Below are 12,712 nucleotides of genomic sequence, written 5' to 3'. Positions count from 1 at the left end.
GACTACCGGTACTTCGCCCCGCTCGCCGCCCTCGGCAACGGCGTCGCCAACCACACCCTCACGCACCCGAACACACGACCTACGTCATGGTGTCTGATGCCGGGAGGGGCCGTCAGGTTGCCTCGGTGTCCACGGATTCGAATCGCCACCGGTGCACCGGACGCGTGATCAGGCCCGCGTCCGGCTCGGGCAGCTCGGGCAGCTCGGCGTAGACCGAGTCCGCCTCCCACCAGGTCAGCACCAGGACCCGGTCCTGCGGCGCGCGGAAGGTCTCCCGCCGCGCCGGCTCGTACGGCAGCTGCTGCGCCCGCGCCCACTCCAGGAGTTCGGCTCCGCGGCCCTGGACCGCCCGCGCCTCCCACATGAGCGTCACGGTCGTCACGGGTACAGGTTCCCCTTGCTGATCTCGTGCACGTGGTCGTGGGAGTGCCCGTGGCCGGCGCCCGGCACGTGCGGGTCCGTCACCGGCAGCGAGGAGTCCGCGGACAGCTCCAGATCGGAGGCCGGCCGGTTGCGCGCCACCATCTCGGCGCCCAGCGCCGCGACCATCGCGCCGTTGTCCGTGCACAGCCCCGGACGCGGCACCCGCAGCCGGATGCCGGCCCGCTCGCACCGCTCCTGCGCCAGTGCCCGCAGCCGCGAGTTGGCGGCCACGCCGCCGCCGATCATCAGGTGGTCGACGCCCTCGTCCTTGCAGGCCCGGACGGCCTTGCGGGTCAGCACGTCGACGACCGCCTCCTGGAAGGACGCCGCCACGTCGCGCACCGGCACCTCCTCGCCGGCCGCGCGCCTGGCCTCGATCCAGCGGGCCACGGCGGTCTTGAGACCGGAGAACGAGAAGTCGTAGGCGGGGTCCTTCGCGCCCGACAGGCCGCGCGGGAAGGCGATCGCCTTCGGGTCGCCCTCCTTCGCGAGCCGGTCGATCACCGGTCCGCCGGGGAAGCCGAGGTCGAGCACGCGCGCGATCTTGTCGAAGGCCTCACCGGCCGCGTCGTCGATGGTGGCGCCCATCGGACGGACGTCGGCCGTGATGTCGGGGGCGAGCAGCAGCGAGGAGTGGCCGCCGGACACGAGCAGCGCCATCGTCGGCTCGGGCAGCGGACCGTGCTCCAGCTGGTCGACGCAGATGTGGGAGGCCAGGTGGTTCACCCCGTACAGCGGCTTGTTCAGCGCGTAGGCGTAGGCCTTCGCCGCCGAGACGCCGACGAGCAGCGCGCCCGCCAGGCCGGGCCCGGCCGTGACGGCGATGCCGTCCAGGTCGCGCGCGGAGACCCCGGCCTCCTTCAGGGCGCGCTCGATCGTCGGGACCATCGCCTCCAGATGGGCCCGGGAGGCGATCTCGGGAACCACGCCGCCGAAGCGGGCGTGGGTGTCGACGCTCGACGCGATGGCGTCGGCGAGCAGGGTCGTGCCCCGGACGATGCCGACACCGGTCTCGTCGCAGGAGGTCTCGATGCCGAGTACGAGCGGTTCGTCAGCAGCCATCAGTCAGTCGTCTCTGTTCCTTGAACGGTCAGTCGCATCACGAGCGCGTCCACATTGCCGGGCTGGTAGTAGCCGCGCCGGAAGCCGATGGGCTCGAAGCCGAAGCGCTCGTACAGCTTCTGGGCCCGGGTGTTGTCCACCCGTACCTCCAGCAGCACCTCCTCGCACTCGAAGGCGGTGGCGTGCTGGAGCAGGTCGGTGAGCAGGCGGGCGCCGAGGCCGCTGCCCCACTGGTCGCGGGCGACGGCGATCGTCTGGACGTCGCCGAGTCCGCCGGCGGCGGCCAGACCGGCGTAGCCGACGACCCGCCCGTCGGCCGGGTCCTCCGCGACCACGTAGTGGCGGGTGGCGCGGGGGCCGCGGGCATGGGCGAGCTCGGACCAGAACATGCCCTCGGACCAGGCGTCCTCGGGGAACAGCTCGTGTTCCAGGACGAGCACGGGTGCGATGTCCCACCAGCGCATCCCGCGCAGCACGGCTGCGGCGGTGGTGGCGGTGCCCTCGGTCGCGGCGGTCACCGGGGGGTGACCACCTTGTAGTTCTTCGGGACCTGCGCGTCGGGGCGGCGCAGGTACATCGGCAGCGGGTCGAGGAAGTCCGCGCCGGCCGCGAGCCGCTCGGCGGCCAGGGCGGCCAGGGCGGCGGCGGACTGGTGCTCGGGGTCGCGGGCGTCGGGGAACGCCTCGGGGTAGAGCCGGGCGCCGGCACCGACCACGGGGAGGCCGGCGAGCCGCTCGGCGATCTCGGCGGGGCGGTCGACGGCCGCGTCGGTGGTCCGGGTGCGGAAGTCGTCGTACCGAGCCCAGTAGACCTCCTTGCGGCGGGCGTCCGTCGCGACGGCGAACGGCTCCTCGATGCCGGAGGCGTAGGCGAGTCCGTCGAGGGTGCAGAGCCCGTGGACGGGCACGCCGAGCGCGGAGGCGAAGGTGGCGGCGGTCACCAGCCCGACCCGCAGCCCCGTGTAGGGACCGGGTCCGACCCCGACGACGAGGCCCGTGACCTCGTCGAGCGTGCGCCCGGCCTCCTTCATCACCCGGTCGACGGCGGGCAGCAGCAGCTCCCCGTGGCGGCGGGCGTCGACCTGCCGGGCCTCCGCGAGGACGGACTCGCCGTCGTGGAGGGCGACGGTGACGGCGGGCGTGGCGGTATCCATGGCGAGCAAGAGCACGCAAACAGCCTACGGCTCCGGACAGGTCCCGGCCGACGACGGTCACCGCGACGACGCCGGAGGGGCCCGGGGCGGCAGGGACGAGGCGGAGCCGGGGCGCACGGGGCCGACCTCGGCCCCGTCGCCCCGACGACGCCGAGGGGCCCCGCGGAGCCCCACGGGCCGGCAGGGCAGGACGTCACCGGACCGCGTGACCGGGGCGTCCCGTCGGTCCGTACGGCGCGTTGCTGCGCTCCGCACCGCACGGCGCCCCGGTGGCACCGGGCCGCTGCTGCTACCGTCACCACCGAAACTGACGTGGGGGTACCTCCCGGGCCGACGGCCCCGGAGCGGAGAGGTGGGCACGGTGGCTAGGAGCAGCTCGGGATTCGTGGCCGGGCTCACCGCCGCGGCGGTCGCGGCGGTCGCGTTCCTCGCCTACCAGGCGTCGGCGAACGTGCCCGCCGATCTCGCGGCGAAGCCGAGGACGCCGGACTCGGCCCCGTCGGCCACCGCGACCGGCGGGCCGCAGAAGCCGGCCAAGGACCCCCTCGCCGTCCCGGCGGACTCCGGCAGCGGCGCGCGCGTGGTCTACGCGCTGCGCGAGAAGCGGGTCTGGCTGGTGGACGCGAAGGGCCAGGCCACGCACACCTTCTCGGTCGCGCCGAGCACCGTGAACCCGGCGCCGGGGACCTACTCGGTCTCCTCCCGCTCCGGCGCGGTACGCGGGTCGGACGGGGTGCAGATCGAGCACGTCGTGCGGTTCGCGACCGTCCAGGACGTCTCGGTCGGCTTCAGCGCCGCGGTCGACAACTCGCTGCCGAAGCCCGACCCGTCGCGCAAGACCGGCGGCATCCGGATGAAGCGGGCGGACGGCGACGCGATGTGGACCTTCGCCTCGATCGGCGCCAAGGTCGTCGTCATCGCCTAGGTCCTGTCCGGACGTTGTCGACACCTGGGGCGCGTCCGGGCGCTTCTGGTTCCGGGACCGGCCCCGCGACGACGTGCGGCGCACCCGCCCGGTGGACCCGGTCGGGGCGCCGTCGGCTTGCTCCGGGATCAGGCGGCCTCGGGGCGCGCCCGTTCCCGCTCGTGCTCGCTCTCGCGCGCGTCCTGCTCGGGTTCGGTGGGGCGCGGCGGGGTCGAGACCGCGCTCGCCGCGGCACAGGACGCGAGCAGCTCGCTCATCGAGATGCGGTCCTCCGCGCGCTCTGGCGTCGCCATGCATGCCTCCCGTAGGTTAGGTACACCTAACCAGCTCGTGAGTCCATGTGACCACGGCTCGTGGGACCGACGCAACATCTTCCCGACACCTTGTCGGAACATACGTACGTTCAGCCGTATGTCATTCCATCCGCAGGTCCTGATCGGCCCACCGCGCCCCGATCCCGCGCAGCACGACCGTGCGCCGGTCGTCATCGGTGTCGCCGGCGACCCGGTGGATCAGCACGTGCAGCCGGTCGTCGGTGAGCTCCTCGACCTTGCCGTCTCCCCACTCCACGACCACCACGGACTCGGGCAGCGAGACGTCGAGGTCGAGGTCCTCCATCTCGTCGAGGCCGCCGCCGAGGCGGTAGGCGTCGACGTGCACGAGGGCCGGGCCGCCGACGAGGGACGGATGCACGCGGGCGATGACGAAGGTCGGGGAGGTGACGGCACCGCGCACGCCGAGACCCTCGCCCAGACCGCGGGTCAGGGTCGTCTTCCCGGCGCCGAGCTCGCCGGTCAGCATGACGAGGTCACCGGGGCGCAGGAGTTTCGCGAGGCGGCGGCCGACCTCCTGCATCCGCTCGGGCGAGTCGACGGAGAGGGTGGCCCCGGAGGACGGGTTGAGCGCTGCTTCCATAGCGGCCAACCTATCCGTTGCCCGGGCCCGCCTTCGTCGCCCGCGCGCGCGGGGCCTTCGCCCTCGGCGCCGTCCTGCCGCCCGCGGCCGCTCCGTCCGCGGACCTCGCGGGTCCCGGGACCGCGCCGACCCGGGCCAGCAGGTCCGCCAGCCGGTCGGTGACCGCCTCGGGGTGCTCCAGCATCACGAGGTGGCCGGCGTCGGGCACGATGACCAGCTCGCTCTCCGGCAGCAGGTCGGCGATCGTCTCGGTGTGCGAGCTGGGGGTCACGAGATCCCGGTCGCCGGCCAGCGCGAGCACCGGCACCTCGCCGAAGATCTGGAGGGCCGCCGCCTTGTCGTGCTCCACGAAGGCCGGGTAGAACTCGGCGACCACGTCGATCGGCGTGGACTCGATCATCCGCTCCGCGAAGCGGGCGACCGCCGGATCCACGTCCCGCGACGAGAAGGAGTACTTCTTGATCAGGCCGGCGAAGAGGTCGGCGGTCGCCCGGCGGCCGCGCTCGACGAGCTCCGCCTGCGAACCGAGCGCCTTCAGCACGCCCGGCAGGATCCGCCGGACCGCGTTGACGCCCGCCACCGGGAGCCCGTAGTTCACCTCGCCCAGCCGCCCGGTGGAGGTGCCCACGAAGGCGACCCCGACGACCCGCTCGCGGATGAGCTCGGGGTACTGGTCGGCCAGCGCCATGATCGTCATGCCGCCCATGGAATGCCCCACCAGGACGAGCGGCCCCTCGGGGGCGGCGGCGTCGAGGACGGCCTTCAGGTCGCGGCCGAGCTGGTCGATCGAGACGGGCACACCGTCGGGTCCGGACTGCGCGACCCCGCGGGCCGAACGGCCGTGGCTGCGCTGGTCCCAGTGCACGGTGCGGACCAAGCCGCGCAGCGCCGCCCGCTGGAAGTGCCAGGAGTCCTGGCTCAGGCAGTAGCCGTGGCTGAACACGACGGTGACGGGCGCGGGCGCCTTGCGGCCGAAGAGCCGACGGCGGCGCGGGGCCGGGGCGTCCGACTCGACCTCGTCGATCTCGTAGTGGAGCGCGGTGGAGTCGTCGGCGAGGGCCTTGCCGGAGACGCCCCGAAGGGACCCGTAGGGGGCGGAGGCGTCCAGGGCGAGGCGGGCCTTCTGCCGCATGCCCCGGCCCACCGTGAGCCGCTCGACGGCGACGCCGGCCGCCGCACCGGCGGCCAGGACGCCTATCGCGGCACCGGCGAACCCGGCGCGTCGCCAGTTGTCGGGCCTGGACTCGCTCACTTTCCGCTCCCTGTTCCTCGGTCCGGTCGCTGTTCGCTCACGCGTCGCTCGGGTCGTTCGGGTGCTGCGCGGGTTCCGGGACGGCCCGGGCCCTGGCCGGAAGCTCCCGCCCGGCTCGCCGGGCGGTCGACGCTACTCCCCCGGCACGGCCTCGGCGCCGTCCCGCTCGTTCAGGTAGACGCGCGGGACGCGCGCGCCGATGCGGGTGACGATCTCGTACGCGATGGTGTCGGCGGCGACGGCCCAGTCCTCGGCCGTCGGCTCGCCGCGGTCGCCGGGGCCGAACAGGACCGCCTCCGCGCCCGGAAGCACCGCGTCCCCGTCGAGGTCGACCACGAACTGGTCCATGGCGACCCGGCCGGCGACCGTACGGACCCGGTCCCCGACGAGGACGGGGCCGCGCCCGGAGGCGTGCCGCGGGATGCCGTCCGCGTAGCCCAGCGGCACGAGACCCAGCCGGGTCTCGCGCTCGGTGACGTAGTGGTGCCCGTAGCTGACGCCGTGGCCGGCGGGGACCTGCTTCACGAGCGCGACGCTGGCCTTGAGGGACATCACGGGGCGCAGGCCGAAGTCGGCGGACGAGCCGATCTCGGGGCTGGGCGAGACGCCGTACATCGCGATGCCCGGCCGGACGAGGTCGAAGTGGGTCTCGGGAAGGGTCAGGGTGGCGGGCGAGTTGGCGAGGTGCCGGACCTCGGGCTCGGCGCCGGCCTTCTCGGCGTGCTCCAGCAGCATGCGGAAGACGTCGAGCTGCGCGCCGATGGACGGGTGCCCCGGCTCGTCGGCGCAGGCGAAGTGCGACCAGAGGCCGGTGACCTTCACGAGCCCGTCGCTCTCCGCCTTCAGCGCCCGGTCGACGAGCTGCGGCCAGTCGGCGGGCTGGCAGCCGTTGCGGCCGAGGCCGGTGTCGGCCTTGAGCTGGATACGGGCGGTGCGGCCCGTGACCCGCGCCGCCTCGACGACCTCCTCCAGCGCCCACATGCCGCTGACCGACATGTCGAGGTCCGCCTCGATGCCCTCGGCCCAGGGGTCGCCGGGCGTCCAGAGCCAGCACATGATCCGCGGTCCGGTGATCCCGGCGGCGCGCAGGGCGAGCGCCTCGTGCGGGGTCGCGGTACCGAGCCAGGTGGCCCCGGCGTCCAGGGCGGCGCGGGCGCAGCGGACCGCGCCGTGTCCGTACGCGTCCGCCTTGACCACGGCCATCACCTGGGTGTGGGGCGAGACGCGGGCACGCAGCGTGCGCACGTTCGCACGCAGCGCACCGAGGTCGATCTCGGCGCGGGCTCGGCGGGGCGGCGGTGTCTCAGTCATCGCGCCCAGTGTCTCAGGTGCGGGCCGCCGGGCCCGTCGGCACCGGCTGTCGCCCCACACCCAGGTGATGGCCGTGGTCAAGGCGGACGCGTACGGACACGGCGCGGTCCGCTGCGCCCGCGCCGCCCTGGACGCCGGGGCCACACGCCGGGGCCACCACTGCCGATCATCGTGAGCCGTCCGGTGAGGAACGTCTTCCCCCCGCGGGACCACGTGATCCGCGCGTCGTCCATCGACCAGTGGTACTGGACGTCGCCCGACAGSCCGGTACGGAGGAGGCAAGGTGGAGGACCGCTCGCAGCATGACCACTCCGACTGGGAGGGCGTCGTGCTCGCGGCTCGTGAGCGGGCCCGGTCACGACAGGCACTCATGATCGAGCGCCACGGCCTGTCGGGCGACGTCCAGTACCACTGGTCGATGGACGACGCGCGGATCACGTGGTCCCGCGGGGGGAAGACGTTCCTCACCGGACGGCTCACGATGATCGGCAGTGTGAGCCTCTCCCGGCGGACCTGGCTCTGGGCCTGGGCCAATCCCTCGCTGCCGTCGGCCGTCCTGGGCGACATCGGGCAGGTGCGCCGCTACGGAGAGGCGAACGGCTTTCCGGTGCTGCCGTGGCCGGGCTTCGACCACGACCCCGGGCTCGTCGCCGAAGCGCGCGTGGTCGCCGCCTCCGTGCTCGACGCGGACGGCCTCTGGGCGGAGTCCGCGGACGACGCGCAGCTGCACTTCGCGATCCATGATCTGGAGCCCGCCGCGGAGGGCCCCCGGCCTACGACGTGACGTCGCGCCAGGCGTCCGGCAGGGCGTGTGCCACGTCCGCCGCCGCGATCGGGGTGCCCCGTGCGGCGCGGCGGCCCGCCAGGCCGTGCAGGTAGGCCGCGGCCGATCCCGCGTCCGGCGCCGAGAGGCCCGCGGCCAGCAGCGAGCCGGCCAGGCCCGACAGGACGTCGCCGCTGCCCGCCGTGGCCAGCCACGACGTGCCCGTCGGATTGACCCGGACCGGACTCGTCCCGTCCGCCGGGGCCACCAGCGTCGTCGAGCCCTTCAGGAGGACGGTCGCGCCGAACCGCTCGGCCAGCGCCCGTACGGCCGCGAGCCGGCCCGACTCGACCGACTCCCGCGTGACGCCCAGCAGCGCCGCGGCCTCGCCCGCGTGCGGCGTGAGCAGGGTGGGGGCCGTACGGGCCCGCACCGCCTGCGCCGGCAGGTCGCGCAGCCCGTCCGCGTCGACCAGCACCGGCACGTCGGAGGCGAGGACGTCCTCGACGCCGGGCCCGTCGCCGAGTCCCGGTCCCACCACCCACGCCTGGACCCGGCCCGCCTTCGACGGGGGGCCGGCGTGCACGAGCGTCTCGGGGAAGCGGGCGATCACGGCGTCCGCCGCCGGCCCGACGTACCGCACGGCGCCCGCCCCGCCGCGCAGCGCGCCCGCCACCGCCAGTACGGCCGCGCCGGGGTAGCGCGCGGACCCGGCGACCACGCCGACCACGCCCCGCCGGTACTTGTCGCTCTCCGCGCCCGGCACCGGAAGCATCCGGGCCACGTCCTCGTGCTGGAGGGCCTGGAGCTCCGGCACGGACGGCAGGACGTCGCCGAGCCCGATGTCCACCAGCCGCACCGCCCCCGCGTACTCCCGCGCCGGGTCGATCAGCAGGCCCGGCTTGTACGTCCCGAACGTCACCGTCGCGTCGGCCCGCAGCGCCTCCCCCGCGACCTCTCCCGTGTCCGCGTCGACGCCGCTGGGCAGGTCGACGGCCACCACCACGGCGTCGGAACCGCGCGCCGCGCGCGCCACCGGCACGGCGTCGGGCCGCAGCCCTCCACGGCCCCCGATCCCGGTGATCCCGTCCAGGACGAGATCGGCCGTGGCCAACGGTTCGAAGGGGTCGTCCGCCACCCGCCCGCCGGCCGCCCGCAGCGCCGCGAGTCCGCCCTCGTGGGCGCGCGCGCCGAGCAGGACGGCCGTGACGCCCGCACCGCGCCGGGCCAGCCGCGCCCCCGCGTACAGGGCGTCGCCGCCGTTGTCCCCGGCGCCGACGAGCAGGACGACCCTGGCCCCGTACACCCGGCCGCGGCCGAGGAGCGAGAAGCAGGCGGCGGCCAGACCCGCCGCGGCCCGCTGCATCAGCGCGCCCTCCGGCAGCCGCGCCATCAACTCGGCCTCGGCGGCCCGTACGGTCTCCACGCGGTAAGCGGTACGCATGGACAGGAGTCTGCCCCAGACCGGCCACGGCCGCCGGGCCGACGCGGGACGGCGCTCGGCCGCGCCGCTCACCCCTCGGCGATCACCACCGCCGAGGCCACGCCCGCGTCGTGGCTGAGCGAGACGTGCCAGTTCTTCACACCGAGTTCCGCCGCCCGCGCCGCGACCGTCCCGCGGACCCGGAGCCGCGGCTGCCCGGTGCCCTCGACGTACACCTCGGCGTCCGTCCAGTGCAGGCCGGCCGGCGCGCCGAGCGCCTTCGCGAGCGCCTCCTTGGCGGCGAAGCGGGCCGCGAGCGAGGCGGGCCCGCGGCGCTCCCCGCTCGGCAGCAGCATCTCCCCCTCCACGAAGAGGCGTTGCAGCAGCCCGGGAGTGCGCTCCAGCGACGCGGCGAAGCGGTCGATCTCCGCCACGTCGATCCCCACCCCGATGATCATTCGTCCACCCCACGGTCCTCGGCCGGTCGTCCGTCCGCGACGGCCCGGCGACGGCCCACGGCCCTCACCGCCCGGTCCTCACTCCACCGTCACGGACTTCGCGAGATTACGCGGTTGGTCCACCTCGTTGCCGCGCGCGGTCGCCAGCTCGCAGGCGAAGACCTGCAGCGGCACGGCCGACACCAGCGGCTGGAGCAGCGTCGGCGTCGCGGGGATCCGGATGAGGTGGTCCGCGTACGGGACGACGGCCTCGTCGCCCTCCTCCGCGATCACGATGGTGCGGGCCCCGCGCGCCCGGATCTCCTGGATGTTGGAGACGATCTTGTCGTGGAGGACGGACCGTCCCTTCGGGGAGGGGACGACCACGACGACCGGCAGGTCCTCCTCGATGAGGGCGATCGGCCCGTGCTTGAGCTCGCCGGCCGCGAAGCCCTCCGCGTGCATGTACGCGAGCTCCTTGAGCTTCAGCGCGCCCTCCAGGGCCACCGGGTAGCCGACGTGCCGCCCGAGGAAGAGCACGGTGTTCTTGTGGGCGAGCGAGCGGGCCAGCTCGCGCACCGGCTGCATGGTCTCCAGGACCCGCTCGACCTCGTCGGCGATCCGCGAGAGTTCCCGGATCAGCGCGTGGATCTCGTCGCCCCACTTCGTCCCGCGCACCTGGCCGAGGTAGAGCGCGACGAGGTAGCAGGCCACGAGCTGGGTCAGGAACGCCTTGGTGGAGGCGACGGCGACCTCGGGGCCGGCGTGCGTGTAGAGCACGGCGTCCGACTCCCGCGGGATGGTCGAACCATTCGTGTTGCAGATGGCGAGCACCTTCGCACCCTGTTCGCGTGCGTGGCGCAGCGCCATCAGGGTGTCCATCGTCTCGCCGGACTGGGAGATCGCGATGACGAGGGTGCGCTGGCCGAGGATCGGGTCGCGGTAGCGGAACTCGCTGGCCAGCTCCACCTCGCACGGGATCCTCGTCCAGTGCTCGATGGCGTACTTCGCGATCATGCCGGCGTGGAAGGCGGTGCCGCAGGCGATGATCACGACCTTGTCGGCCTCCCGCAGCACCGCGTCCGGGATCCGCAGCTCGTCGAGGCGCAGGTGCCCCTCGGCGTCGATCCGGCCGAGGAGGGTGTCGGCGACGGCCTTCGGCTGCTCGGCGATCTCCTTGAGCATGAAGTAGTCGTAGCCGCCCTTCTCGGCGGCCGAGGCGTCCCAGTCGACGTGGTACGACCGGACCTCGGCGGGCGCCCCTTCGAAGTCGGTGACGACGACGCCGTCGCGGCCGAGCCGTACGACCTGGTCCTGGCCGAGCTCGATCGCCGACCGGGTGTGGGCGATGAACGCGGCCACGTCGGAGGCGAGGAAGAACTCGTCCTCGCCGACGCCGACGACGAGGGGTGAGTTCCGGCGGGCGCCGACGACCACGTCGGGCTCGTCGGCGTGCACCGCCACCAGCGTGAACGCGCCGTCGAGGCGCCGGCACACCAGCCGCATCGACTCGGCCAGGTCGCCGCAGGAGGAGAACTCCTCGGCGAGGAGGTGGGCCACGACCTCGGTGTCCGTGTCGGACGCCAGGTCGTGCCCGCGCTCCGCCAGCTCGGCGCGCAGGGCGGCGAAGTTCTCGATGATGCCGTTGTGGACGACGGCGACGCGCCCCGCGTTGTCGAGGTGCGGGTGCGCGTTGGCGTCCGTCGGCCCGCCGTGGGTGGCCCAGCGGGTGTGTCCGATGCCGGTGGAGCCGCTCGGCAGCGGCCGGTCCACCAGCTCCTTCTCCAGGTTGACGAGCTTGCCCGCCTTCTTGGCGGCGGCGAGCCCCCCGTCGGCGAGCACCGCGACGCCGGCCGAGTCGTAGCCCCGGTACTCGAGCCGCTTGAGGCCCGCGATCACCACATCAAGCGCCGACTGCCCGCCGACGTATCCCACGATTCCGCACATGGCGGCAGCCTAGGGGGTGTCCTGCCGATCGGGCCGGATCGGCGAGCGGTGTCCRGGGGCTTCGGATCCACGGCGGAGGACGAAGCGTGGCCGAGCCATGACGACCGACGACAGCGCCGGGGACGGCGCCCCGGGACACCGTGAGCCCGGCAGGACACCCCTGGCGGCCGAGGACGGCCGGGTGGCCGGACTCAGCCCAGCTTCGCCGCCTGCGCGTCGATCACGAACTTCGGCAGCGCCTTGACGGTGCCGGAGAAGCTGATGGTGGAGAAGGACGCGAGCGTGTTGCCCTTGCGGAAGACGACGAGCTTGCTGACGAAGGGCTCTCCGTCCAGGTCGCTGGTGACGGTCCAGGCCAGGGCCTCCTCGCCGGCGGTCACGGACTCGGGGGCGACCTTGGAGACCTTGGTCTTCGTGCCGCTCGACGTGACCTGGAAGCCGCCCGCGCACGCGGTGCCGGCGTCCTTCAGCGCGGCGAAGGTCTTCACGGCGCCCTCGCCGCCGTACGAACCGAGCGTCACGGAGGTCACCGGCGCGCCCAGCGCGCCCATGATGTCGTCCGGCGAGGCGGAGGTGTCCTTGCGGACCTCTATCGCCTTGCGCTGGGCGGAGGAGCCGGGGTCGCCGGCCGCGGCGGAGGACATGATCTCGGCGAGCGGCTCGCACGCGGGCTTGTCGGCGCCGACGTCGCCGGCGGTGACGACCTCCGCGGCCTTGGCCTTCTGCACCTGGTAGCCCTTGAGGTCCGCCTGCTCGACGACGAGCTTCTCCAGCTGGGCGGCGGGCAGCGCCTTCACGTCGGGGGCCGCGGACGCGGAGGCGGAGGCGGGGTCCTCGCCCTTCGGCTTGGCGTCGCCGTCCGAGCTGCAGGCGGTGAGGGCCAGGGCCAGCGAGGCGGCAGCGGCGGTGGCGGCGACGGTACGGCGGAGGACGGTGGCTCTCATGGGTCAACTCTCTTCTGGGGCCCGCGAATCTGTGTGAACCCTATGCAGCGGGAGGAGCCGCCGGTGATCGGGTGCCGCTTCGGCACCCGATCGCAACCGGCCGGCGCCCCGGACCGGGCCGCCGGTGGGCGGCTGACGGCCCGGCGGACACCCCCGT

Annotated in this window: 14 protein-coding genes and 1 pseudogene; 3 read left to right on the top strand and 12 right to left on the bottom strand. The window is 74.2% G+C overall.

Features of this window, described 5'->3' with window-relative positions:
* Positions 1-112: 112 nt before the first annotated feature.
* From EAO71_RS29070 to tsaB, 4 genes are read right to left on the bottom strand one after another with little or no spacing between them, the layout of a single operon-like run.
* On the bottom strand, positions 113-382 hold the full coding sequence (locus EAO71_RS29070; protein WP_187282871.1) for a hypothetical protein: 270 nt from the start codon (positions 380-382) through the stop codon (positions 113-115).
* The gene (gene tsaD, locus EAO71_RS29065; protein ID WP_147980781.1) at positions 379-1,485 is read right to left on the bottom strand and encodes a tRNA (adenosine(37)-N6)-threonylcarbamoyltransferase complex transferase subunit TsaD; all 1,107 of its coding nucleotides are present in this window, start codon (positions 1,483-1,485) and stop codon (positions 379-381) included. Before tsaD ends, EAO71_RS29070 begins: the two co-directional genes overlap by 4 nt.
* Complete coding sequence (gene rimI / locus EAO71_RS29060) at positions 1,485-1,949, bottom strand: ribosomal protein S18-alanine N-acetyltransferase (protein ID WP_147981313.1); 465 nt, start codon at positions 1,947-1,949, stop codon at positions 1,485-1,487. The genes tsaD and rimI overlap by 1 nt, the downstream gene beginning before the upstream one ends.
* Positions 1,950-1,999: 50 nt before the next feature.
* A complete protein-coding gene (gene tsaB, locus EAO71_RS29055) occupies positions 2,000-2,653 on the bottom strand; it encodes a tRNA (adenosine(37)-N6)-threonylcarbamoyltransferase complex dimerization subunit type 1 TsaB (protein ID WP_147980780.1) in 654 nt (217 codons plus the stop codon).
* 370 nt (positions 2,654-3,023) lie between these two features.
* Here tsaB and EAO71_RS29050 point away from each other — a divergent pair, with 370 nt between their 5' ends.
* On the top strand, positions 3,024-3,563 hold the full coding sequence (locus tag EAO71_RS29050) for a hypothetical protein (RefSeq protein ID WP_147981312.1): 540 nt from the start codon (positions 3,024-3,026) through the stop codon (positions 3,561-3,563).
* 128 nt (positions 3,564-3,691) lie between these two features.
* Here the strand turns inward: EAO71_RS29050 and EAO71_RS37950 are convergent, their stop codons facing one another.
* From EAO71_RS37950 to alr, 4 genes are all read right to left on the bottom strand, one after another.
* On the bottom strand, positions 3,692-3,856 hold the full coding sequence (locus tag EAO71_RS37950) for a hypothetical protein (RefSeq protein WP_187282870.1): 165 nt from the start codon (positions 3,854-3,856) through the stop codon (positions 3,692-3,694).
* Positions 3,857-3,977: 121 nt separating this feature from the next.
* Positions 3,978-4,478 carry a tRNA (adenosine(37)-N6)-threonylcarbamoyltransferase complex ATPase subunit type 1 TsaE gene (tsaE, locus tag EAO71_RS29045; RefSeq protein ID WP_147980779.1) on the bottom strand — a complete coding sequence of 167 codons (501 nt, stop codon included), beginning with the start codon at positions 4,476-4,478 and terminating at the stop codon, positions 3,978-3,980.
* A gap of 10 nt (positions 4,479-4,488) precedes the next feature.
* A complete protein-coding gene (locus EAO71_RS29040; protein ID WP_147980778.1) occupies positions 4,489-5,730 on the bottom strand; it encodes an alpha/beta fold hydrolase in 1,242 nt (413 codons plus the stop codon).
* 132 nt (positions 5,731-5,862) lie between these two features.
* Positions 5,863-7,041 carry an alanine racemase gene (gene alr, locus EAO71_RS29035; RefSeq protein WP_147980777.1) on the bottom strand — a complete coding sequence of 393 codons (1,179 nt, stop codon included), beginning with the start codon at positions 7,039-7,041 and terminating at the stop codon, positions 5,863-5,865.
* A 46-nt stretch (positions 7,042-7,087) separates the two neighbouring features.
* Here alr and EAO71_RS40165 point away from each other — a divergent pair.
* Both EAO71_RS40165 and EAO71_RS29025 read left to right on the top strand, forming a co-directional pair.
* Positions 7,088-7,180: pseudogene (locus EAO71_RS40165) on the top strand (alanine racemase); the annotation flags it as partial.
* Between the two features lie 144 nt (positions 7,181-7,324).
* Positions 7,325-7,825, top strand: a complete 501-nt coding sequence (locus EAO71_RS29025) for a DUF6882 domain-containing protein (protein ID WP_147980776.1) — start codon at positions 7,325-7,327, stop codon at positions 7,823-7,825.
* Here the strand turns inward: EAO71_RS29025 and EAO71_RS29020 are convergent.
* The 4 genes from EAO71_RS29020 to EAO71_RS29005 all read right to left on the bottom strand — a co-directional run bounded on the left by EAO71_RS29020 (position 7,815) and on the right by EAO71_RS29005 (position 12,555).
* Complete coding sequence (locus EAO71_RS29020) at positions 7,815-9,248, bottom strand: NAD(P)H-hydrate dehydratase (protein WP_147980775.1); 1,434 nt, start codon at positions 9,246-9,248, stop codon at positions 7,815-7,817. The genes EAO71_RS29025 and EAO71_RS29020 overlap by 11 nt on opposite strands.
* A 68-nt stretch (positions 9,249-9,316) precedes the next feature.
* Positions 9,317-9,685 (bottom strand): holo-ACP synthase, encoded by a 369-nt coding sequence (locus EAO71_RS29015; protein ID WP_147980774.1) that lies wholly within the window; start codon positions 9,683-9,685, stop codon positions 9,317-9,319.
* Positions 9,686-9,763: 78 nt separating this feature from the next.
* Positions 9,764-11,611 carry a glutamine--fructose-6-phosphate transaminase (isomerizing) gene (gene glmS / locus EAO71_RS29010; RefSeq protein WP_147980773.1) on the bottom strand — a complete coding sequence of 616 codons (1,848 nt, stop codon included), beginning with the start codon at positions 11,609-11,611 and terminating at the stop codon, positions 9,764-9,766.
* 191 nt (positions 11,612-11,802) lie between these two features.
* Positions 11,803-12,555, bottom strand: a complete 753-nt coding sequence (locus tag EAO71_RS29005; RefSeq protein ID WP_147980772.1) for a hypothetical protein — start codon at positions 12,553-12,555, stop codon at positions 11,803-11,805.
* Positions 12,556-12,712 lie beyond the last annotated feature (157 nt).

It is taken from the genome of Streptomyces sp. MS191 (genome assembly GCF_008042125.1).
Classification (GTDB): domain Bacteria; phylum Actinomycetota; class Actinomycetes; order Streptomycetales; family Streptomycetaceae; genus Streptomyces.
Note: the sequence above shows the minus strand (reverse complement) of the source record. Positions and strands in the feature narration are given on the sequence as shown.

Excerpts from the sequence above, each read along its gene's own strand:
- tsaD (WP_147980781.1), bottom strand. The coding sequence starts at position 1,485 with ATGGCTGCTGACGAACCGCTCGTACTCGGCATCGAGACCTCCTGCGAC.
- rimI (WP_147981313.1), bottom strand. The coding sequence starts at position 1,949 with ATGCGCTGGTGGGACATCGCACCCGTGCTCGTCCTGGAACACGAGCTG.
- EAO71_RS37950 (WP_187282870.1), bottom strand. The coding sequence starts at position 3,856 with ATGGCGACGCCAGAGCGCGCGGAGGACCGCATCTCGATGAGCGAGCTG.
- tsaE (WP_147980779.1), bottom strand. The coding sequence starts at position 4,478 with ATGGAAGCAGCGCTCAACCCGTCCTCCGGGGCCACCCTCTCCGTCGAC.
- alr (WP_147980777.1), bottom strand. The coding sequence starts at position 7,041 with ATGACTGAGACACCGCCGCCCCGCCGAGCCCGCGCCGAGATCGACCTC.
- EAO71_RS29020 (WP_147980775.1), bottom strand. The coding sequence starts at position 9,248 with ATGCGTACCGCTTACCGCGTGGAGACCGTACGGGCCGCCGAGGCCGAG.
- EAO71_RS29015 (WP_147980774.1), bottom strand. The coding sequence starts at position 9,685 with ATGATCATCGGGGTGGGGATCGACGTGGCGGAGATCGACCGCTTCGCC.
- glmS (WP_147980773.1), bottom strand. The coding sequence starts at position 11,611 with ATGTGCGGAATCGTGGGATACGTCGGCGGGCAGTCGGCGCTTGATGTG.
- EAO71_RS29005 (WP_147980772.1), bottom strand. The coding sequence starts at position 12,555 with ATGAGAGCCACCGTCCTCCGCCGTACCGTCGCCGCCACCGCCGCTGCC.